The organism is uncultured Nisaea sp. (assembly GCF_963974195.1).
GTDB lineage: Bacteria > Pseudomonadota > Alphaproteobacteria > Thalassobaculales > Thalassobaculaceae > Nisaea.
Genome location: NZ_CAXBDC010000002.1, coordinates 78,357 through 97,879, shown reverse-complemented (window position 1 = coordinate 97,879; position 19,523 = coordinate 78,357). Strand labels below are relative to the sequence as shown.

General features: G+C 62.5%; 27 protein-coding genes. 24 read left to right on the top strand and 3 right to left on the bottom strand.

All coding sequences use genetic code 11. The features are described 5' to 3' along the window. Positions 1–98 precede the first annotated feature (98 nt). From AAC126_RS01180 to AAC126_RS01120, 13 genes are all read left to right on the top strand, one after another. Complete coding sequence (locus AAC126_RS01180) at positions 99–1,535, top strand: multicopper oxidase family protein (RefSeq protein ID WP_339849082.1); 1,437 nt, start codon at positions 99–101, stop codon at positions 1,533–1,535. A gap of 367 nt (positions 1,536–1,902) precedes the next feature. Continuing rightward, a complete protein-coding gene (locus AAC126_RS01175; RefSeq protein ID WP_339849080.1) occupies positions 1,903–2,484 on the top strand; it encodes a hypothetical protein in 582 nt (193 codons plus the stop codon). A gap of 11 nt (positions 2,485–2,495) precedes the next feature. Further along, positions 2,496–2,915 (top strand): DUF411 domain-containing protein, encoded by a 420-nt coding sequence (locus tag AAC126_RS01170; RefSeq protein ID WP_339849078.1) that lies wholly within the window; start codon positions 2,496–2,498, stop codon positions 2,913–2,915. Between the two features lie 96 nt (positions 2,916–3,011). Next, the gene (locus tag AAC126_RS01165; RefSeq protein ID WP_156901123.1) at positions 3,012–3,152 is read left to right on the top strand and encodes a hypothetical protein; all 141 of its coding nucleotides are present in this window, start codon (positions 3,012–3,014) and stop codon (positions 3,150–3,152) included. After that, complete coding sequence (locus tag AAC126_RS01160) at positions 3,149–3,634, top strand: cytochrome c (RefSeq protein ID WP_028464230.1); 486 nt, start codon at positions 3,149–3,151, stop codon at positions 3,632–3,634. The genes AAC126_RS01165 and AAC126_RS01160 overlap by 4 nt, the downstream gene beginning before the upstream one ends. Then, entirely contained in the window at positions 3,631–4,209 is a 579-nt protein-coding gene (locus AAC126_RS01155; RefSeq protein WP_339849065.1) for a DsbE family thiol:disulfide interchange protein, read from the top strand. Before AAC126_RS01160 ends, AAC126_RS01155 begins: the two co-directional genes overlap by 4 nt. Then, positions 4,206–4,727 (top strand): TlpA disulfide reductase family protein, encoded by a 522-nt coding sequence (locus tag AAC126_RS01150; RefSeq protein WP_339849063.1) that lies wholly within the window; start codon positions 4,206–4,208, stop codon positions 4,725–4,727. The genes AAC126_RS01155 and AAC126_RS01150 overlap by 4 nt, the downstream gene beginning before the upstream one ends. Before the next feature lie 306 nt (positions 4,728–5,033). Then, a complete protein-coding gene (locus AAC126_RS01145; protein ID WP_036552883.1) occupies positions 5,034–5,318 on the top strand; it encodes a hypothetical protein in 285 nt (94 codons plus the stop codon). A 58-nt stretch (positions 5,319–5,376) separates the two neighbouring features. Beyond that, entirely contained in the window at positions 5,377–6,033 is a 657-nt protein-coding gene (locus AAC126_RS01140) for an SCO family protein (RefSeq protein WP_339849060.1), read from the top strand. Then, positions 6,030–6,467 carry a copper chaperone PCu(A)C gene (locus AAC126_RS01135; RefSeq protein WP_339849058.1) on the top strand — a complete coding sequence of 146 codons (438 nt, stop codon included), beginning with the start codon at positions 6,030–6,032 and terminating at the stop codon, positions 6,465–6,467. Before AAC126_RS01140 ends, AAC126_RS01135 begins: the two co-directional genes overlap by 4 nt. Then, a complete protein-coding gene (locus tag AAC126_RS01130) occupies positions 6,467–7,081 on the top strand; it encodes a hypothetical protein (RefSeq protein ID WP_339849055.1) in 615 nt (204 codons plus the stop codon). The genes AAC126_RS01135 and AAC126_RS01130 overlap by 1 nt, the downstream gene beginning before the upstream one ends. Then, the gene (locus AAC126_RS01125; RefSeq protein ID WP_205620551.1) at positions 7,078–7,575 is read left to right on the top strand and encodes a hypothetical protein; all 498 of its coding nucleotides are present in this window, start codon (positions 7,078–7,080) and stop codon (positions 7,573–7,575) included. Before AAC126_RS01130 ends, AAC126_RS01125 begins: the two co-directional genes overlap by 4 nt. Continuing rightward, the gene (locus tag AAC126_RS01120) at positions 7,568–8,305 is read left to right on the top strand and encodes a cytochrome c biogenesis protein CcdA (RefSeq protein WP_339849053.1); all 738 of its coding nucleotides are present in this window, start codon (positions 7,568–7,570) and stop codon (positions 8,303–8,305) included. Before AAC126_RS01125 ends, AAC126_RS01120 begins: the two co-directional genes overlap by 8 nt. 9 nt (positions 8,306–8,314) lie before the next feature. Here AAC126_RS01120 and AAC126_RS01115 read toward each other — a convergent pair whose 3' ends face one another. Next, positions 8,315–8,737 (bottom strand): integrase core domain-containing protein, encoded by a 423-nt coding sequence (locus AAC126_RS01115; RefSeq protein ID WP_339849050.1) that lies wholly within the window; start codon positions 8,735–8,737, stop codon positions 8,315–8,317. A gap of 995 nt (positions 8,738–9,732) precedes the next feature. Between AAC126_RS01115 and AAC126_RS01110 the strand changes: the two genes are divergently transcribed. The 11 genes from AAC126_RS01110 (at position 9,733) to AAC126_RS01060 (ending at position 16,769) form a co-directional block, all read left to right on the top strand. Continuing rightward, positions 9,733–10,158, top strand: a complete 426-nt coding sequence (locus tag AAC126_RS01110) for a hypothetical protein (protein WP_339849047.1) — start codon at positions 9,733–9,735, stop codon at positions 10,156–10,158. 49 nt (positions 10,159–10,207) lie between these two features. Further along, the gene (locus AAC126_RS01105; RefSeq protein ID WP_205620558.1) at positions 10,208–10,549 is read left to right on the top strand and encodes an SHOCT domain-containing protein; all 342 of its coding nucleotides are present in this window, start codon (positions 10,208–10,210) and stop codon (positions 10,547–10,549) included. Positions 10,550–10,989: 440 nt separating this feature from the next. Then, positions 10,990–11,598: an SCO family protein gene (locus AAC126_RS01100; protein WP_339849041.1), complete on the top strand. Its 609-nt coding sequence runs from the start codon at positions 10,990–10,992 to the stop codon at positions 11,596–11,598. Further along, positions 11,598–12,020, top strand: a complete 423-nt coding sequence (locus AAC126_RS01095) for a disulfide bond formation protein B (protein ID WP_339849111.1) — start codon at positions 11,598–11,600, stop codon at positions 12,018–12,020. The genes AAC126_RS01100 and AAC126_RS01095 overlap by 1 nt, the downstream gene beginning before the upstream one ends. Further along, positions 12,017–12,676 (top strand): thioredoxin domain-containing protein, encoded by a 660-nt coding sequence (locus AAC126_RS01090; protein WP_339849038.1) that lies wholly within the window; start codon positions 12,017–12,019, stop codon positions 12,674–12,676. Before AAC126_RS01095 ends, AAC126_RS01090 begins: the two co-directional genes overlap by 4 nt. Positions 12,677–12,716: 40 nt before the next feature. Continuing rightward, a complete protein-coding gene (locus AAC126_RS01085) occupies positions 12,717–13,172 on the top strand; it encodes a copper chaperone PCu(A)C (protein ID WP_339849109.1) in 456 nt (151 codons plus the stop codon). Further along, complete coding sequence (locus AAC126_RS01080; RefSeq protein ID WP_339849035.1) at positions 13,172–13,798, top strand: SCO family protein; 627 nt, start codon at positions 13,172–13,174, stop codon at positions 13,796–13,798. Before AAC126_RS01085 ends, AAC126_RS01080 begins: the two co-directional genes overlap by 1 nt. Positions 13,799–13,821: 23 nt before the next feature. Then, entirely contained in the window at positions 13,822–15,156 is a 1,335-nt protein-coding gene (locus AAC126_RS01075; protein WP_339849032.1) for a M23 family metallopeptidase, read from the top strand. 4 nt (positions 15,157–15,160) lie between these two features. Continuing rightward, a complete protein-coding gene (locus AAC126_RS01070) occupies positions 15,161–15,616 on the top strand; it encodes a DUF411 domain-containing protein (RefSeq protein ID WP_339849030.1) in 456 nt (151 codons plus the stop codon). A 5-nt stretch (positions 15,617–15,621) separates the two neighbouring features. Next, positions 15,622–16,107: a signal peptidase II gene (gene lspA / locus AAC126_RS01065; RefSeq protein ID WP_339849028.1), complete on the top strand. Its 486-nt coding sequence runs from the start codon at positions 15,622–15,624 to the stop codon at positions 16,105–16,107. Positions 16,108–16,352: 245 nt separating this feature from the next. Next, positions 16,353–16,769, top strand: a complete 417-nt coding sequence (locus AAC126_RS01060; RefSeq protein WP_339849026.1) for a hypothetical protein — start codon at positions 16,353–16,355, stop codon at positions 16,767–16,769. A gap of 179 nt (positions 16,770–16,948) precedes the next feature. Here AAC126_RS01060 and AAC126_RS01055 read toward each other — a convergent pair whose 3' ends face one another. Then, positions 16,949–17,248 carry a hypothetical protein gene (locus AAC126_RS01055; RefSeq protein ID WP_339849025.1) on the bottom strand — a complete coding sequence of 100 codons (300 nt, stop codon included), beginning with the start codon at positions 17,246–17,248 and terminating at the stop codon, positions 16,949–16,951. After that, positions 17,238–19,445, bottom strand: a complete 2,208-nt coding sequence (locus AAC126_RS01050; protein WP_339849024.1) for a cation-translocating P-type ATPase — start codon at positions 19,443–19,445, stop codon at positions 17,238–17,240. The genes AAC126_RS01055 and AAC126_RS01050 overlap by 11 nt, the downstream gene beginning before the upstream one ends. Between the last annotated feature and the right edge of the window lie 78 nt (positions 19,446–19,523).

Genomic DNA, 19,523 nt, shown 5'->3' with positions numbered 1-19,523 from the left:
CGTCGCGTCTTCTCTGAGTCCCTGACGGACGCCAGGAGACGCGCAGCCCTTGCGCCATGTGCGCGAGACCAACGGCATGCATCAGATGAGAGAGATACATGAGATCTGCATTATCACCGACGCTATCGCGCCGCGGCTTTCTGGCTGGCAGCGCCGCGTCCGGCACAGCATTTGCTCTGCGCCCCGCATGGGCTGACACGCCCGGTATCTTCACCCTGCGCGCGGCACCGGGTCGGGCGCGTTTGGCGCCCTACCCCTGGGGCGAGAGCGACATCTGGTGCTATGGCGGCACCGTGCCCGGCCCCGAGATCCGGGTGCGCCAAGGCGCGCGGCTCCGCATCGTGGTCGACAACGCACTTGCCGAAGACACGACGGTTCACTGGCACGGACTGCGGGTGCCGAACGCCATGGACGGCGTGCCGCACCTGACGCAACCCCCGATCGTGCCGGGCGAGAGCTTCGTCTACGAGTTCGACGCGGTCGATGCCGGCACGTTCTGGTATCACCCGCACCAGCGAAGCTTCGAGCAGGTCGGTCGAGGCCTCTACGGCCCGCTGATTGTCGAGGAAGCGACCCCGCCGCGCGTGGACCGTGAACTGGTCTGGGTGCTCGATGACTGGCGCCTGACGCAGGATGCATCAATCGCTGCGGATTTCGGCGACTTCCACGATATGAGCCACGGCGGACGGCTAGGCAATACGGTGACGATCAACGGTCGGGTCCCCGACGCGGTGGCAGTACGAGCGGGGGAACGGATCCGGCTCCGCCTGATCAATTCTGCCAATGCTCGCATTTTCGCGCTCGATTTTGGTAATCTTGCGCCGCAAGTGATCGCGCTCGACGGCCAACCGGTCGCGCCGCACTCGGTGCCCGGCGGGCGGCTGGTCCTCGGTCCGGCCATGCGCGCAGACCTGATGATCGACGTAACCACCGAGCCGGGTGCGACGGTCTCCGTCATCGACCGGTTCTTCGCAAAGGACGCCTATGCCCTCGTCGATCTGACGGTAGCGGAGACGCCGCTCCGCGACGCGCAGCCCGACTGGTCCATGGATTTGGCCCCGAACCACCTCCCCGAACCAAACATCGGGCGCGCCCATCGTCATGAGGTGACCTTCACTGGAGGCATGATGGGCGGGATGGTCGAGCGCAAGATGGGCCTTTCTAACGGACGCGGCATGAGGGGTATGATGAACCGAATGCACGATAGCGGCATCTGGTTTGTCAACGGCGTGGCGGCCGAAGGCCATATCCTCGACCCGATGCTGACGCTGGAGCGCGATGCCTCCCACGTTATCGCCATGACCAACGCCACGGCGTTCCACCACCCGATCCACCTGCACGGCCATTCCTTCCGAGTGCTCAGCCGCGACGGCACGCCCACCGCACATCGCGAATGGCAGGACACCGTGCTGATGGCCCCGCGCGAACGGGTCGAGATCGCGTTCGTCGCCGACAATCCTGGCGACTGGATGTTTCACTGCCACATCCTCGAGCATCAGGCGGGCGGGATGATGGGGGTGATCCGTGTGGCCTGAGGGGAGAGCGATGATGAACGAGCACTCAAGGACCGGATCTCCGCTCGGGCGACGCCAAGCATTGGCCATGCTGGGCGGTGTGGTCCTCTCTGGGCTGTCTCCGGCGCGGTGGGCGCATGCCGGGGGCGCCGTGGCCTCCGCACTGGCTTTTGACGGCGGTGCGCTTGTCGTCGCGGGCGCGCAGGTGTGGCGGCATGACTTGTCAGGTGGCGCTTCGGCAACATTTCCCACGCCACGCGCCCATATCCGGGCGCTTGCTTGTCACCCCGCGCGGACCGGGCGGCTCTTCGCGGCGCTGGAGGGCGGCGGTCTCGATCGGTCAGACGATGGCGGCCGGACATGGCACCCGGCATCGGGAGGCCTGCCGATGCCGCAGGTGACGGCGGTTGCCACCGCGGCGGGCGCTCCGGACACGGTCTATGCCGCCGTCGCGGGCGACGGGCTATGGCGCAGCGAAGACGCGGGGGAAAACTGGTCCTTCGTGATGGACCGTCCCTGGATCGCCGATGCTGAGCGCGAGGTGCTGACGATCGCCTCTGTCAATCTCGCCTCAGGCATGGGCGGCATCTGGATCTACGCCGGCACCGAGCGCGGCTTGACCCGCGTTCCCGACTGCTTCTGCCGTTGGCAGGACGTGGTGGCGGGGAACGCGATGGACGCGCTGGTCGCGGGAACGCCGCCCGCGCCAGAGACTCCGCTGCCCGAGGGCGAGCCCGTATTGGCTCTGACCTCGGCAATGGCTGCCCCAGAACGGCTCGCTGCGGCGCTGCCCTCGGGACTTTGGGCGTCCTCCGATGGCGGGGTGAACTGGGCGCATAGATCGGGCCACGTCGCGCCCGCGCTCGCCGCTCACCCGACCGAGCCATCCCGGATCGCCGCCATCACCGCAGACGAGGTGATCCTCAGTCATGACAGCGGGGCCTCATGGGCTGCGCTCCCGACCACGTGAAAGGACATCACATGAAACGTCTCGCCCTGGCCATTTTCCTGGCTTTAGGAACCCCGGCGCTCGCAGCCGAGCCCGTGACCATTTGGCGCAGTCCCAGCTGCGGCTGCTGCGACGCTTATGCCGAATACCTGCGGGCGGAAGGCTTCGAGGTCACCGTGATCGATGATCATGACTTCGTGGCCCGCTCTGTCGCCGCGGGCGTCCCCAAGCAGGGGGTGGGCTGCCACCTTGCCAAGATCGACGGCTATGTCGTCAGCGGTCTGGTTCCCGCCGAGCTCATCGAGCGGCTGCTTGAGGAACGTCCCGAAATCACTGGCATTACGCTGCCCGGCATGCCCGCCAACGCACCGGGGATGGCGCCTGAGAAGACCGGCACGCTACGCACTTACTCATTCGGACCCAAAGGAGTGACGGTCTATGCCGATGAATGACATCACACTCACCCCGGAGACAGGCTCGGGCGCTGAATTCTTACACTACCTCGCCGGGTTGGCTGCATGGCGCGATGATAACTGGGAGGCAGGCTGATGGGCGACTGTATGAGCCAGATGATGAGCGGGTCCATGATGGGCATGATGCTGGGTGGCGGACTCGTCCTGTTGCTGCTGATCGTGGTGCTGGTCCTCGCGACGGCAGCGCTGATCAGATATCTGCGGAGGCCCGAATGACGCGCCGGGCTCCCATCGCAGCGGCCGTCGCTGTTGTGGCGGCGATCGGTGCGGCAGGCTGGAACGCGGCGGCTCAACAAGCGACGGACGTCGAGAGCCTGACTTTCCTCGGCAAGACGGTCACCGCGGCGCAGTTAGTGCTTGGGCAGGAGGATTACGCCGCCAATTGCGCCTCCTGCCACGGGGCAAACCTGGAAGGCCAGCCCGACTGGCGCAGGCGGAACGAGAATGGTCGTATGCCCGCGCCTCCGCACGATGCGAACGGCCATACCTGGCACCATGCCGACCGCCAGTTGTTCACCATAACCAAGCTCGGTGTGAGCGCCATCGTGCCTGGCTACGAGAGCGACATGCCCGCCTTCGAGGGCATCCTTTCCGATGACGAAATCGTCGCAGTCCTAGCCTTCATCAAGAGCACCTGGCCCGAGCGCGAGCGCGGATTCCAGGCCGAAGTGACGGCGAATGACGAGGGCGGGTCATGAGCGACGGAGCCCGTCATGTCGCTCGCCCTGTGGGCGGAAGGTTGCTCGCGATAATCCCCCTCGCCATCGCTGCGCTGCTCTTCGCCGCCTTATACTGGGGGCTCTGGAACAAGGACGACCGGCTGCCCTCGACGCTGATCGGGCGATCAGTGCCAGATTTCGCCCTGCCGCCGATCGAAGGGCGCGACAACGGTCTTTCGTCGGAGGACCTGCGCGGCCAGGTCTCCATCGTGAACGTCTGGGCTTCCTGGTGCGTGCCCTGTCGCGTGGAGATGCCCCTCCTAGTCGAACTGGCCCAGACCGGGACTGTTCCGATCCACGGGATCAATTACAAGGACGCTCCCGACGCGGCGCTCGGATTTCTCGCGGAGCTCGGCGCCCCCTATACCCGGACCGGCGCCGACCGGAACGGGCGCGTCTCCATCGACTGGGGTGTTTACGGCCTGCCCGAGACCTTCGTTATCGATGGCGAAGGACGTATCGCCTATAAGCATGTTGGCGCCTTTGACCGCCGCGCGCTGGAGGACGAGATCTTGCCCGTCGTCCGCCGGTTGCAGGCCGAGGACGGATTATGAGGCGGCGTGACCTGCTTGCCGGTGCGCTGGCATTTGCCGCCACGCCCGCCGCCGCACGACCATTGATGCCGTTGCACGAGACCCCGCGCGAGATGCTCTCGATGCCCTTCGTGGATGGCGACGGGCGGGACCTGACGCTGGCGGATTTTCGGGGCCGCGTTGTTTTATTGAACGTTTGGGCCACTTGGTGCGCGCCCTGCCGCGAGGAGATGCCGACACTTGACCGTCTGCAGGCGAAGCTTGGCGGTGACGATTTCCACGTCCTTCCCCTCTCCATTGACCGTGCGGGGCTTGGGCCGGTGCTGCGCTTTTACAACGAGATTGGCATCCTACATTTGGGCCAGTACCTCGCCGAAGACATACGCGCGATGCGCGCCCTTGCCGTCATTGGCCTGCCCACGACTCTGCTAATCGACCGGCAGGGGCTCGAACGCGGTCGCCTGATGGGTCCCGCCGAATGGGACAGCGCAGAGGCGATCGCACAATTCCAGACCATCATCGCTGAAAGGAACAGATGATCATGCCTAACATATCTTATGACCAGGACACCATCCGACCGAGGGGTTTCTCGATTCCATTCGGACGCCGCGGCCTCATCCTCAGCGCTATGGCGCTGATAGGAGCAGGCTTGTGGCTCAATTGGGGCTGGGTGGCCGCGATCGGCGCTGCCCCCCTGATCCTTGCCGTCGCCCCCTGCGCCGCCATGTGCGGATTGGGTCTCTGCATGATGGGCGGCTCGAAATCCTGCGCCACCCAAAAGAATTCGGACGCTGGTCCGGAAACTGCGAGAGAGTGATCCTCGCCCCACCAAAAGGAGCAATCCAATGAAAACGATTCAGAAACACGCATTAGCCGCCGTTCTTGGCCTCGGGCTCACCACCTCTGCGGCTCTGGCGCAGGCCAATGGCCCCGACATGCCCAAGGAGCCGATGCAGGGCATGATGGGCGGCGATATGCAGGGCATGATGCAGATGATGCAGGCCATGGGTCCGATGATGGAGGCCTGCACCGACATGATGCAGCAGATGGCGCATCATCAACCCGCCCATCCCGACAGTGCGACGCCCCCGGCCGATCAGGACACGACCACAGCGCCCGAGGGCGGCTGACATCAAGACGCCCGGGCTGCGCCGCCGCCCGGGCGACCACCCTGAAGGACACGATTCGATGCACACCACGTCCAACTCAGATGTCTTGCGACGTATCCGGCGCCTGCTCTGGGCTGCCGTTGCTATATCCGTTCTGGCTTTCGGCGGCGCGGCTCTCTGGCGCGCCCAGACCCCTTCCGATCTCCCGGCGCCGCGTGTAACGGGCGAGGCCGCGATCCTGAACGCTTATACGCTGACCGAACATACCGGTCGCACGGTGACGGCAGACGCCTATGCCGGGCGCTGGCAACTGGTCTTCTTTGGCTTCACTTTCTGCCCTGACATTTGTCCGACGACACTTGCCTATATGGCCAGCATCATGGATTGGCTGGGACCGGAGGCAGACCGCGTCGCGCCGATATTCGTTACCGTGGATCCGGCACGCGATACGGTCGACGTGATGGCTGACTATGTTGCGGCGTTCCACCCCCGTCTGATCGGCCTGACTGGAACAGAAGCACAAACCGCCGAGGCTGCTGCCAACTTCCTGGTCTGGTACGAGCGGGCCGAGGATGCCGCCGCGCCAGACGGCTATCTCATGGCGCATTCCGGATATATCTACCTGATGCGTCCCGATGGCCGATTTGAAACCATCTTCCGGGAGGGTGATCAGCCGCCGAAGAAACTCGCCGAAGAGATTTCCGTGCGCATCAAGAAGGACGACAGAGCCGAATGAAGCTTTTTCTTGCAGCGGCCTCTCTTGCCGTATTCCCCATAGCAGTATTGGCGGAGGTGGTCGTGACCGACCCCTGGGCGCGTGCCAGCATTCTCGCTTCCCGCCCGGGAGCCGCCTACCTGACCCTCGTCAGCGACATGGACGACCGGCTTTTGTCGGCCACAACACCGGCAGCCGGTCAGGTAATGATGCACGCCTCCGAGACGGAGACCAACGCCATAACGCGCATGATCCATCTCGATGCACTCGACCTTCGGGCGGGGCAGACGGTGCGGTTCGCACCCGGCGGCATGCATCTGATGCTGATGGGGCTCACGGCCAAACTCGAGGAAGGCGGACAGTTTCCGCTGACCCTCAGCTTCGAGCACGCAGGTGACATTACCGTCGAGGTGCCGATCCTCGGCGTCGCATTCACAGCGCCGGAGGCAAATTGATGAGGCTCCTCACACTTGTCGCCGCGTTGCTGATTGCGGGCATCGCACCGGTTGACGCGCATCATCCTGGCGAACGACTCGACGAAGTGATGGCCAAGAAGGAGCCGGGCTTCGAGCCAACCGACCTACGCCGCCTGCCGCCGCTGGCGCTGACCGGAGCCGAGGGCGCCAGCCTCAATCTGGTGGATTTCGCTAACCGTATCGTCGTGCTCAGCTTTGCACCGGAGGGCTGCGGTGCGCCCTGCGCCAATCAACAGGCACTTTTGCAGGGGGTTCAGGAAGCGGTTAACATCACACCGATGCGCGACATGGTCCTGTTCGTGACAATGGGCAGAGAGGCGGCGGATGATCCGGGTTGGCAAGCCGGAAACTGGCGTCGTGCGACGCCCACCGATGGCACGGTGGCGGAGACCGCCAGGGCATTCGCCGCACTCTCCGCGCACGGGACGGATGCGCCCATGGTCCATATACTCGACCAAGGCGGGCGACATGCGGGCATCTTTCATGGGCCGGGCTTCGGGCGTATCAACACAGTGCTGTACATCAACGGCTTGACGAACGCGCGACCGCCCGAACCCGGGCTGCTGGACCGGTTGCTCGGAGCGTTCCGGTGACAGCGCGGTCGGAGACAGAGATGGTGGCGGGGCGTGACTGGCTAGCCGCGTTGCGCCGGTATTTCGCTTTCACCGCAGTCGCGCATCTGATCTGGGAGTTCGCACATCTGCCGCTCTACACGATCTGGCTAACTGGAACGACGGGTGAGCTTGTGTTCGCTGCGGTCCACTGCACTGGCGGAGACATCCTGATCGCGCTCAGCGCAGTCATGCTGTCCCTGTTCCTTTTCGGTAAGGGAGCATGGCCCGCGGAACGCAGAATTCCTGTCGTTGCGGGCGCGGTCGTCTTCGGACTCGTTTATACGATTTTCAGTGAGTGGTTGAACATCGAAATACGGGAAGCCTGGGCCTATCGCGACCTGATGCCGGTGATCCCGGTTCTCGGTGCCGGGCTCAGCCCGGTGCTGCAATGGATTGTTGTCCCTCTCACCGGTTTCAGTCTTGCAAGGGTGCTCCCGACCGTCCGCCGAAGTCAGGGGACCGTCAATGTTTGAACTGTCCGGGATCGGACTGATAGCTGCGTTTCTTGCCGGCGCAGTTTCCTTTGTCTCGCCCTGTGTGCTGCCGTTGGTGCCCGGCTATATCTCCTATGTCGCCGGGCATACGGCGAGTTCGATGGATATCGAGCCGTCGGATCGTCGACGACAAGCTGTTAGGATGGGCCTTTACTTCGTCGTCGGGTTTTCCACAATATTCATGGTGCTAGGCGCAAGCGCGACCGCGATCGGCCAGGTGCTGCTGAGTTACCGGTATGAACTCAACTTTGTGGGCGGTGCTATCGTAATCTTGTTCGGTCTGTTCATGATTGGCATGGCAAAGATCACAATGATGCAACGAGATATCCGTTTCCACCTGTCCGTTCCGGGTGGAAGGCCTCTTTCTGCTTATGTCCTCGGCCTCGCCTTCGGCTTTGGTTGGACTCCCTGCATCGGGCCCATCCTCGGTGCCATCCTGACAGCCAGCGCCGCATCGGCTACCGTCCCGGAAGGCGTCGCCCTGCTTGCCATCTATTCTGCCGGATTGGGTATCCCGTTCCTCCTTGCTGCCGGCTTTACAGATCGTCTGACACGGCGGTTGCGCACCATTGGCCAGATTGGTCGGCGGCTGCATCAAGTGGCGGGACTGGTCATGGTCGCGATGGGGATAGCCATGATGACAGGGCAGCTTTCGGTGCTGTCCTATTGGCTCCTCGATGCTTTTCCGGCCCTCGGCCGCATCGGGTAGCTGCCGCATTCAAATACGGATACTTGACTCCGTACTATAGCACGGACCTTTAGCCATTCTCCGAGCCAATGTGAAGAAGCGGTGCACAATCAGTTGTGCCGCAAATGAAATGGGCTCGGGAACCTGGACAAGTCGCCAAAGTTCAGGGTGTATCCGGTTTAGGTTTAATCTTGCCTGCGTTTCGGGTTTGCCGCCCCAATTTGCTTCCCCGGGTGTTCTGTGTTCAAGCGCGGAGCGAGGCCGCTTGGTGTTGTAGAACTTGATCCAGTCTTCGATGACCTGTCGCGCTTGGAAACCGTCCTGAAACTTGGTGAGCGTCGTGATCCAATCGGCACTCGTGAACTGGCTGCCCTGATCCCTGTTCATAATCTCAGGCGCGTCGCGTTTGGCGAGGGCTTCATCCAAGGCTTTAACGCAGAAGCTGGCATGCATGGTGGTTCGGCCTCCGCCAGGCCAAGATGCGGCGGGTAGCCCAATTCATGACCCCGACCAGAGAGAGGAAGCCGCGCCGAAAGTGGAGGAAAGTGATGTAGGCGCACCAGACCAGATCTGGCCGGTCGACCGCCATTTCCGCCAGACGCACCAGAGCGACAATCACTATTCCACGGAACGGCCAACCGTTGCTTTTTATCGACCTTAAGAAATCAGCCCGATAGATTGCGAAAACAATCAGAAGCAAAAAAACCAAATTAGCTGATTCATGTTTTGTTCTTGGCATGATAAAATTTGATTATGCTTTCACTTGTTTACCTTCGTCTGCGCCTCATTGATTCCGAGCGAAACCGCAATCGGGTTTACGAGATTGAGATCGATCGTGATCTATTTGGCGTCATTACAGTGACGTCACGATTTGGCCGACACGGATCCAAACTGCGGGATGTTGTTTCTATAGCTCGTAATCTGGATGAAGCATACCGTACCGCCGCTTGTGTTTTACGCCGGCGCCTATCCGCACGGAGGCGTCTGGGAAGTGCTTATGTGCTCACGATGGCGGACGGCGAATGCGCACCATTGGTAAGTCATTGGCAGAAAGCCGGCGGCGCGGATCAGCGCGGGGCCGTAATTTCGCGCATTAAACAGCGAAAACCCTATGTTTCGCCAGTCGAACTACCGTTATTCGCCGCTTAAGGATTTCCGGCAGCTTCTCATCCTGCAGTGTCGAATAGGCCGTCACACGCCGATGCATGACACTGAAAACCGTCGAGGGGCTGTGCAAACCTGAAGACATTCAACTGCTTCATCTGAAGGCGGAAAAAAACTGGCAACGACAACCGCAGGAGATTGGCGCCAGGATGTCTCATACATCACATCTTGGGACACTATCCTCCAAGACCTTGACCCAAATCAATGTACGCATTCGACAACTGACCTAAGTTCCATGAAAGCGGTGATCTTTTTTTGCACAGCATCCATGAAAGGACGACGCCATGAGACTGACAGTGAAGTTACCCGAATTGGCATTGGCAGGGGTTTTTATCGTATCGGTGGCCGCGACGGCTATCGCGCACGGTCCCGACTCTCAGGGCAGCGGCCAAGGACAGATGCCGATGATGGACCGTGGCATGATGGGTCAAATGCCGATGATGGACCGTGGCATGATGGGTCAGATGCCGATGATGGGTGGATCCGGTTACGGGCAGATGCAGCCTTTGCGGCGCGACCTGACCACCGACGAGGTCAAGCACATGATGGAGCATCGTGTCGCCTGGGCTGGGAACCCGAACCTGAAAGTCGGAAAGATTACGGAAAAAGACGCCGATACCATCGTTGCCGAAATCGTGACCAAGGACGGCTCGTTGGTTCGGAAGATCGACGTCGACCGTCACACGGGGCGCATGCAGGCGGTTCAATAGTCGAAACGGATTGCTTGCATTGCCTCCGTGAACTCAAGTGGGTTTAGTCATGCTAAAATACACATTCGCAATGGTTGGCGTGGTGGCGGGGCTGGCAACGTCACCACTGGCCCTTGCCCAACAAGCGCAAATTCCCAATTACGGTCCGCACATGTGGTCGGGCGGTTGGCACGGATGGTTTTTAGGGCCTATCATGATGATCGTATTCATCGCCGTCGCCGTGGCCGTGGTCGTTTTTATGGTGCGCTGGCTCGGTGGAACCGGCCATGGCGCCGCTCATCACGCGCACGCAGCCGTTAGAACGCCCCTCGAAATCCTTAAAGAGCGTTTCGCCAAGGGTGAAATCGACACGGAAGAGTTTGAGGAACGTCGACGAGTTCTTGGCGAATAGATCGCATCAAGAATCATTCCTAAATGTCAGATATTAGCTTAACTCGGCTGTTCAACGGATAAGCCTATCTTGCCCTGAAAGCAGACCTTGATTGGTGCATCCCACGATGGATCTCCGGATCTAAGGTCTTTTTCTCTTGGGGGCGTTTGCCTTAAATCTTGCTGCCGCTCAGTGCGGAGAAAGGACGTCGCTCCCTCTCTGCAAAGGCTAAACTCGCGTCCGCTCGCCTTGTTCCGGGACTCCCTGTTTTCGGGCCAAGACCCTTGCAACCGAGGCCCCCTCCTGAAGGCTGGACGATGCTTCTCCCGGAATGCCGGCCTTTCGCATCAAGGCCGCCGGTTGTGAGAAAGAGCTTTAAAAAAGTGAAAAATTAGCTTGAACCTACAGTCGCTATAGCATGTAAGCGCTCCATTAAACACGATCACATTCAGGCACAAGCTTTGAAACTTACCCAGTTACAGAAGGTCCTTTGGACGCTGGCAGGCGCAGGAGTCATCGCATCCGGATCACTCTCGCTATGGGTCGACTACCGCGGCTATTCCACGCGGCAGGTACAAGAGCCCGCTTTCGGGGCCGATTTCGAGCTGACCGATCATCAGGGCACAGTCCGGACCGACGATGATTTCGCCGGCCAATGGCTGCTGGTGTTCTTCGGCTTTACGAACTGTCCCGACATCTGCCCGATGACGTTGGCAGAAATTGCTGCGGTGATGGACGGGTTAGGCGAAAACGCATCCCGGATCCAACCGCTCTTCATCACAATCGATCCCGAGCGCGACACGCCCGAGGCGTTGGCGGATTTCGTGCCACGCTTCGACGCAGGCATCATCGGTCTAACCGGCACACCGGAGCAAATCGGGCAAACCGCGGACAGCTTCCACATCTACTACGACAAAATAGAGGAGGCTGCGGCGCCAGACGGATATACGATGGGTCACTCCTCGCAGCTTTTCCTGTTCGACCAGTCGGGCGGCTACGCAGCCTCTTGGCAATACGGCACGCCCGCCGAGGAGATTCTAACCGATCTGAGAGAGCGGATTGCGGAATGATGGGCCGGCTTTCAGGAGAAATGGCGCTGGCCGCCGCATGGGTTGCCGCGCTGGCCTCGTCGCTTTCGGTGCTTTTCATCGGTGAGGTATTAGGCCAGGCGCCTTGCATTCTGTGCTGGTATCAACGCACCTTCATGTTTCCGCTGGCCATCGTTCTCGGGCTCGGCCTGTGGTGGCAGGACCGGCGGGCGGGACGTTACGGGGTGGTGCTGAGCTTCGGCGGCGGCGCTGTCGCTCTCTGGCATTTAGGGCTTTACGTCGGGGTCATCCCCGAACCGATCCAGCCCTGCACCGCTACTGGCCCCTCCTGTACAGACGTCAACCAGCTTATTTTCGGCGTGCCGATTCCGCTTCTGTCAGTCATCGCCTTTGCGCTCGTCGGGGCCTTATCTGCTGCATCTCTGAAGGAAATCCGTTCATGACCCGCAAACCGCTCATCCTCTCCGTTCTCACTTTTGGCCTTGCGGTCTTCGCCGTCGCGGCCTGGTATATGACCCGACCTGGGCCGGAGACCACGACGGCATCGGCTGCACCGGAATATGCGGAGGCTTTGGTGCGTGGCTATTCGCCGGTCCTCGGACCGAAGGAGGCTCCTGTGACCATCGTGGAGTTTTTCGACCCGGCCTGCGAAGCGTGTCGCGCTTTCCACCCAGTGATCAAGGACATCATGGCCGAGCATGGTGACGCGGTGCGAGTCGTGCTCCGCTACACGCCGTTCCATGGGGCGGCCTCCGAGGAGGCGATCAAGGTTCTGGAGGCCGCGCGTATGCAGGATGTGTACGAACCGGTGCTCGAGGCCGTTCTACGCGAACAGTCGCGATGGGCGTCACATGGTGCGTCGGAACCGGGGCGGATTCTTCAGATCGCCGGTAGCGCAGGGCTCGATGCCGAGGTCGCGCGAACGCAGATGCTCGCACCTGATGTCGTGGCGATACTTAACCAGGACCGCGCCGACGTCGAAACCATGGGAATACGCGGGACGCCGACATTCTTCGTCAACGGTCGGCTCCTCGACCCGTTCGGCGAGACGGAATTGCGGACACGGGTGGCCGAAGAGGTGGCGGGGGCCGGGTCGTGATCGATGAAGGGATTAATGCGGAGGGTATGAGTTGAACCGAATGATTTTAGCTGCGCTCGCGGCTCTCAACGTCGCGCTCGCAGGTCCCTGGCCCGCACTTGCCGGGTCGGAAGACGTCGTGGTCGAAGGCGCGTGGGCCCGCGCCTCGGTCGGCACCAGCCGCCCCGGTGCCGCTTACATGACGCTCCGCAACACGGGTAACGAGGCCGTGACGTTGACCGGCATCATGACGCCCATCGCCATGATGCCCGAGATTCACCGCTCGACTACGAACGATAAGGGCGTCAGCACCATGGCGCCGGCGGGCGAAATCACCATCGCGCCGGGCGAGAGCGTCGCGATGGCGCCCGGCGGACTGCACGCGATGTTGATGCGGTTGCAGGAGCCGATGAACGAAGGTGAGTCGTTCCCCTTGACGCTCACCTTCTCTGGCGGAGGCAAGGTGATAATCGAGGTGCCGATACTGAAACTGGGCGCGCGCGGACCGGAGGGCTGATGCGGCGTCGCGCGTTTCTGGGTCGCGGTGCAGCGGGGCTGGGCGTGCTCGGCCTGACGCTCTTCGCAGGCTGGTGGCAGGTGGATGGCCCCGGCGCGCCCGAACCTGTCGGGCTGCGTCCCCTGGCGCTGCAATCAATGGATTTCCGTCTGACCGACCACGACGGAAAACCGGTGGGGCCGGGGTCATTGATCGGAAGAGCTTCCATAGTGTTCTTCGGTTTCACTTACTGCCCTGACGTTTGTCCCACTACGCTATCCGACATCACCGGCTGGCTCGACACATTAGGCGAGGACGCGGAGCGGCTGAATGCGGTCTTCATCACAGTCGATCCGGAGCGCGATACGGTGAAGGCTATGGCGGAGTATGTCGGCTATTTTCACCCCGCGGTCCGAGGCTGGACCGGGTCGGAGGCACAGATCGCCCGCGTGGCGGGAGAATTCCGCGCTCGCTATGAACGGGTGCCGACTGAGGGCGACGATTACACGATGAATCACACGGCCAGTGTGTTCCTGTTCGACGCGGGCGGACGGTTCGTCAGCACAATCGACTATCACGAACCAAGGGAGATCGCGGTGCCAAAAATCCGTCGTGCAATGAATGAAGCGGCTCGGGGGGCTTCATGAAGCGGCGGTGTCGGCTCGCAAGTATGGGGTTGATGGGCTGCCTTGCGGTGACAGTTGTCGCGGCATTCAGTTCGCTTGCTCAGGATTCTGCCTCACCCGGTCTTGCCGAAACCGCATTTGGGACACCAGACTCCGTTGCCCAGCCCGTGCAAGTCGATGCACGCGGACTACGCCTGTCTAGGCAGCGCCAAGATCAGGCTCCGCTCGAGGCAGTTCAGGAACTTGCGTCCGGTGCGCCCCCGCCGTCGGTCGAACGACACCTGACCACATGGTCGCGGGATATCGCTTCTGGTGAGACGCTTGATGCGATGCTCAGGGACGCCGGGCTCGCTGCATCCGACCGCGTCGAAGTGGCGTTGGCCCTCGGGGCGGAATACGATCTGCGGCGGTTACAGCCCGGTCATGCCGTCACAGTGGTGACCACACCTGACGGTGCACCTCGTCGTGTGCTGCTGGAAGTGGACGACGGCATAGTCGTCGAAACGGTATTCGGTGAGAGGCTGACAACTCGCGTCATCACACCCGAGCCCGAAATCGTAGCTCGTGTCGGAGAGGCGGTCATCGAGACCTCCCTTTTCGCCGCGCTCAACGGTGCCGATATTCCAGCACGCTTCGCGGTTGATCTAGCGCAGATGCTGGGCGGCAATGTTGACTTCCGGCGCGACCTTGGTGGGGGCGAGACGCTGCGCCTGCTCTGGCGCGAAGCCCGCGTGGGCGCCGAGATCGTGGGCCAGCCCGCGATCACCTTTGCGGCGCTCGATCTTGGCGACGTGATCTATGAGGTCATCTGGCCGGAGGACGGATCGGGCCGCGCCACGATTTATCGTGACGGAGAAGTGATGCGCGTCTTCTCCCAACCGGTCGAGGGCGCGCGGCTGAGCTCGGTCTTCGGGCGCCGCCGGCACCCGATCTACGGTGATATCCGCATGCACACCGGCGTCGATTTCGCCGCCGCACATGCAACTCCGGTTCACGCCACCGCATCCGGCCGCATCACTCACGTGGGCTGGCTTAGTGGCTACGGCCGAACCGTGGAAATCGCCCACGGTTCGAATGTGGTGACGCGCTACGCGCATCTGAGCGCGGTGCCCGAGGGCTTCGCCGCAGGCCAGCGGGTCGCGGCTGGCGACTTGATCGGGAATGTCGGCGCGACCGGCACGGCCACCGGGCCAAACCTCCACTACGAGGTCCTCGTGGATGGCCGCCCAACCGATCCCCTCTCCGACGACCAGCTCGCCGCGGCAGCGCAGATCACGGCGCAAGAAGAAAATGCGGAACGCCGCCTGCAAGAGGCTCGCTCCCGCCTCCAGGACCTGTTGACCTCCCGGTCGGCAAATCCACAGAACGAAAGGATCTGACCGCGTGCAACCCTTCACAGCGCTACTGGCCGCCACCCTCGTCTTCGCACCCGCAACTCAGGCCTTGGCGGATGCGACCCCGACCCATGTCCGCAAGACCAACGGCTGCGGCTGCTGTCTTGCTTGGATGGAGCATCTCGAGGAGAATCGCTTCGCGCCCACAGGCGAGAACATGTTCGCCGGGCTGCTCGTCCGTTTTAAGGTCGACAACGGTGTGCCGCAGCGCATGGTCTCCTGCCATACAGCGGAGATCGAGGGCTACATCGTCGAAGGCCATGTGCCCGCCGCCGACATCCGCCGCCTGCTGGAGGAGCGCCCCGTTGCCGTCGGCCTCGCCGTTCCCGAGATGCCACTCGGATCTCCGGGCATGGATCAGGGTCACAGGACCGAAGCCTATGACGTGTTCCTGATCCGGAACGACGGCACGACCGAGATCTTTGCGGCCTATCTAGGAGAGTGACGACCTTGAGGCATTTCAGACGAACCACAGGCATTGGACTTTTTGCAGCGATCGTCGCTTTGGCGGTCGACCAGCTTAGCAAGGTGCTTGTCGTGGTCTCGGCAGGTAAGCTCTCGGCCGGCGTGCCGGTCTTCCCTGGTTTCAACCTCGTCTTTCTGCGCAACGACGGCGTGAGCTTTGGCATGTTCGGCGGGACGGCACCATGGCTGCTGGTTGCGCTCGCGCTGTCGATCTGCTGCTGGCTGATGGCGGTGATGCTGCGCACCCGGAACCGCATCGAAGCAGCGGGCTGTGGGTTGGTCTTAGGTGGCGCGCTTGGCAACGTCATCGACCGGCTGCGTCACGGCGCGGTCACGGATTTTCTCGATTTTTACGTAAGCACTTGGCACTGGCCGGCCTTCAATCTCGCGGATACCTTCATCTTCTGCGGTGTCGCGGCGCTTCTTCTTGCCGGTCCGCTCGAAGCGCGTCTCGGGCAGGCGCGGTCCTGAGCCTCGCTGTCGGTCGCCGACCGGTCCAGACCGAAGCCCGCCGCTCTTGCCGCAAGGCTTACCTTTGCGTTCGGGCCCGGGTGGGGCGCCCGTCCCGACCTGGCCACCGTTTTTCCAGTTCGCTTTGGTTCCTATCGTCTTGTCGGGCCTATTCGCCTGATTCGTGAGACGGGGGCCGCGCGGGATCGTCCTAGTGCGAACTGCCTTTGGCCACCGCAATCTGATCTTGGTCTCAGAGCGGTTTCTTGAAGCGGGCCCGCGGGTTTGGTGGCTTCGCGACCAGCGCCCTGGTCGCTGGCGCAATCCTTTGGTCCTTCGTCACCACCGATGTCGAGTTGTCGCGTCTCGTCTCGGCCGGCCCGCGGATTGCCGATTTTCTCGTGCGGATGTTCCCGCCTGACCCGACGGTGATGGCAGAGATCAGGAAGGGCAGCGCGGAAACGCTAAGAATCGCGATCCTCGGTTCCCTCGGCGCGGTGATTCTATCGATTCCCCTCGGCATTCTCGCGTCCGAGACGATGGTAGCGCCAGCGCTCTACCGGCCGGTTCGAACGCTACTTGCCTTCATCAGGGCAATTCCGCTGATCCTCGTGGCCATGCTCATGGTGGGAGCTGTCGGACTCGGGCCGCTGCCCGGGATACGATCTTCCGTTTCGAACTGAATCTATGCGAGTCTTTGATACTTGGCATAGTCGGAGCGGGTGGGATCGGTTTCTATATCCAGACCTACGTGCGATCCTTCCAGTATGAAAAAGCGGCCAGCGTCACGATTGCGGTTGTCGTTATGGTCATCGCTATAGAGGCCATAAACGTTACTCTGCGCCGTCGATTTACCTGATCTTCACGCATAGATTTTTTTGATGGACGTTCCGTTCCTGATCATGGCGTACATTTCTTCGATCTGGCGGCCCGTGACGGCCATGCAGTCTGGCGTGCAGTCGCGGACATTCATGGGGTCGATCCCGCGCTGAGGCCCGCCATTAGTGAAGTTGTCACCGCCGGGAGCCGGGCCCTGCGCCTCAGCGGAAGCGATGTCTGCCGCGTTGGGACAGGAAATGCCGATTGAGAGTTGAAAAATTTTCCCGGATTTCGCTGATCGATCAGGTATGAGGCCTCCGCAGCACGCCGGATCAATGACCATGCGCCAGCGTGCCCTTCGCCACCTGCTCGCCCGCCGGTTCACCGCCCGATGGGCCGTCTTTGACCTGATGGCCGTTCAAAAGGCGCAGCGCATTGGCCACGACGAGCAGCGATACACCCACATCAGCCGCGATCGCGCCCCACATCGAGGCCATGCCGAACGCTGTCAGCCCAACGAAAAGCGCTTTCGTCGCGAGCGAGAGGCCGATATTCTGGCGGATGATGCTGATCGTGCGGCGCGAATGGCCTATGAGCCACGGAATCCTGCCGATGTCGTCGGTCATCAGCGCGATGTCCGCCGTCTCGATGGCTGCATCGGAACCGACCGCGCCCATGGCGATGCCGTAATGAGCTCGCGCCATGGCTGGGGCGTCGTTCACTCCGTCGCCGACCATCGCCACCATCTCGTGCGACGCAACCAACTTCTCGATCGCCTCGACCTTGTCTTCAGGCAGAAGCTCGGCGCGCACCTCGTCGATACCGACCTCGGCGGCGACCGCGCGTGCGGTGCGTTCGTTGTCACCGGTCAGCATGACTATGGTCTTGACGCCTTGGGCGTGCAGTCGCGCCACGATGCCCTTGGCGTCGGGGCGAATGCGGTCGCGCAGTTCGAGCAAGCCGAGCACTCCGCCGTCGTCGCCCACGACGACCATGGTCGCGCCCGCAGCTTCGATCCGCTCACGCAGGTCGGCGGGGATCGCTTCGGCAACCCCCTTCTCGGCGGCGAAGCGGTCGGAGCCGAGCCAGACCGCGTGGCTCCGAAAATGGCCTTCGAGGCCGCGGCCCGGCACCGTGCGGGTATCCTCGGCGGCAGTCACTTGCGAACCGGCGCGGTCCAGAACGGCGCGCGCTAGCGGGTGCGAGGAGCGCGCCTCGAGCGATGCGGCGACGGCGAGCAGATCGGCCTCCGACGTACCTCCGAGCGGATACACGGCGGCCACCTCGGGCTTGCCTTCTGTGATCGTACCGGTCTTGTCGAGCGCTAGAGCCGTGGTGCGCGCCGGCGCCTCGACATAGGCGCCACCCTTGATCAGCACGCCGCCCCGCGCCGAGGCGGTGAGCGCCGCAACGATGGAGACCGGCGTCGATATCACCAGCGCGCAGGGGCAGGCGATGACCAAAAGCACCAGCGCGTTGTAGAACCAGAAGCTCCAAGCCCCGCCCGCAATGAGTGGCGGCAGCAACGCGATTGCGAGCGCCAGCGCCATCACGGCGGGAGTGTAGACACGGGCAAACCGCGTCACCCACTGCTCCACCTCGGCGCGGCGGGAATGTGCGTCCCCCACCATGCGGACAATCTTCGCGAGCACCGTGTCGGACGCAACCTTCGTGGCCCGCACTGTCAGCGTGCCCTCACCGTTGATCGTGCCGGCATAAACCTCGTCGCCCGGTCCCTTGGGGACAAGCGCGCTCTCGCCCGTGATCGGCGCCTGATCGACCGCACCCGCGCCGTCCGTCACCTCGCCGTCGAGTGGGACGCGATCACCACCACGCACAACGAATCGGTCGCCCACGGCAACCCGTTCGGCCGGCACGACCGCTTCGACCCCGTCGTCGCGGATCACCCGCGCCGAGGGCGGGGCGAGATCGAGCAACGCCGCGACGGCATTGCGCGCACGCCCCACGCTCCAGCTTTCTAGATAGAGCGAAAGCGCGAAGAAGAAGGCCACGGTCGCCGCCTCGAAGAACTCGCCGAGCCCGATCGCGCCGGCGACGGCGACTACCATCAAGAGGTTCATGTCGGGCGAGACCCTGCGGGCCGATGACCACGCCTTGGGCGCGACGAGCCAGACACCGAACAGGATCGCCAGGCCGAATAACGTCACCTCGGTCAGCGGCATCGGCGCCTCGCCATGGCCGGCGAACAGCCCGAGCGCGCCACCCAGGCCCGTCTCGACGATGTGATAAAGGAACCCCGCCGCCCAGAAGCCGCCGCTCAGCGCCGTGAACCGTCCCTGCCGCAGCAGATGCGCGGCCCGGTCGGCCTCGGCATTGTCCGCATCCCACGGACGGGCGCTCATGCCCGTGCCGGCAACCGCCTCGAGAATGCGATCGTCGGAGGCATCGCCGGCCGTGTCGAGCACCGTCATGCGCCCGTTGATGACGTCGAAGGCCAGATGTTCGGGCCCGCCGACTTCAGGCCCAACAACCTTTTTCAGAATTGACACCTCCTCGGCGCAATCCAGGCCGGTTACCAAGAAACTGCGACCGGATACTTCTCCCAGTGAAGTCACCATACCGTGGTTGGTACTGCAGCACCTGTCCACGCCATCATC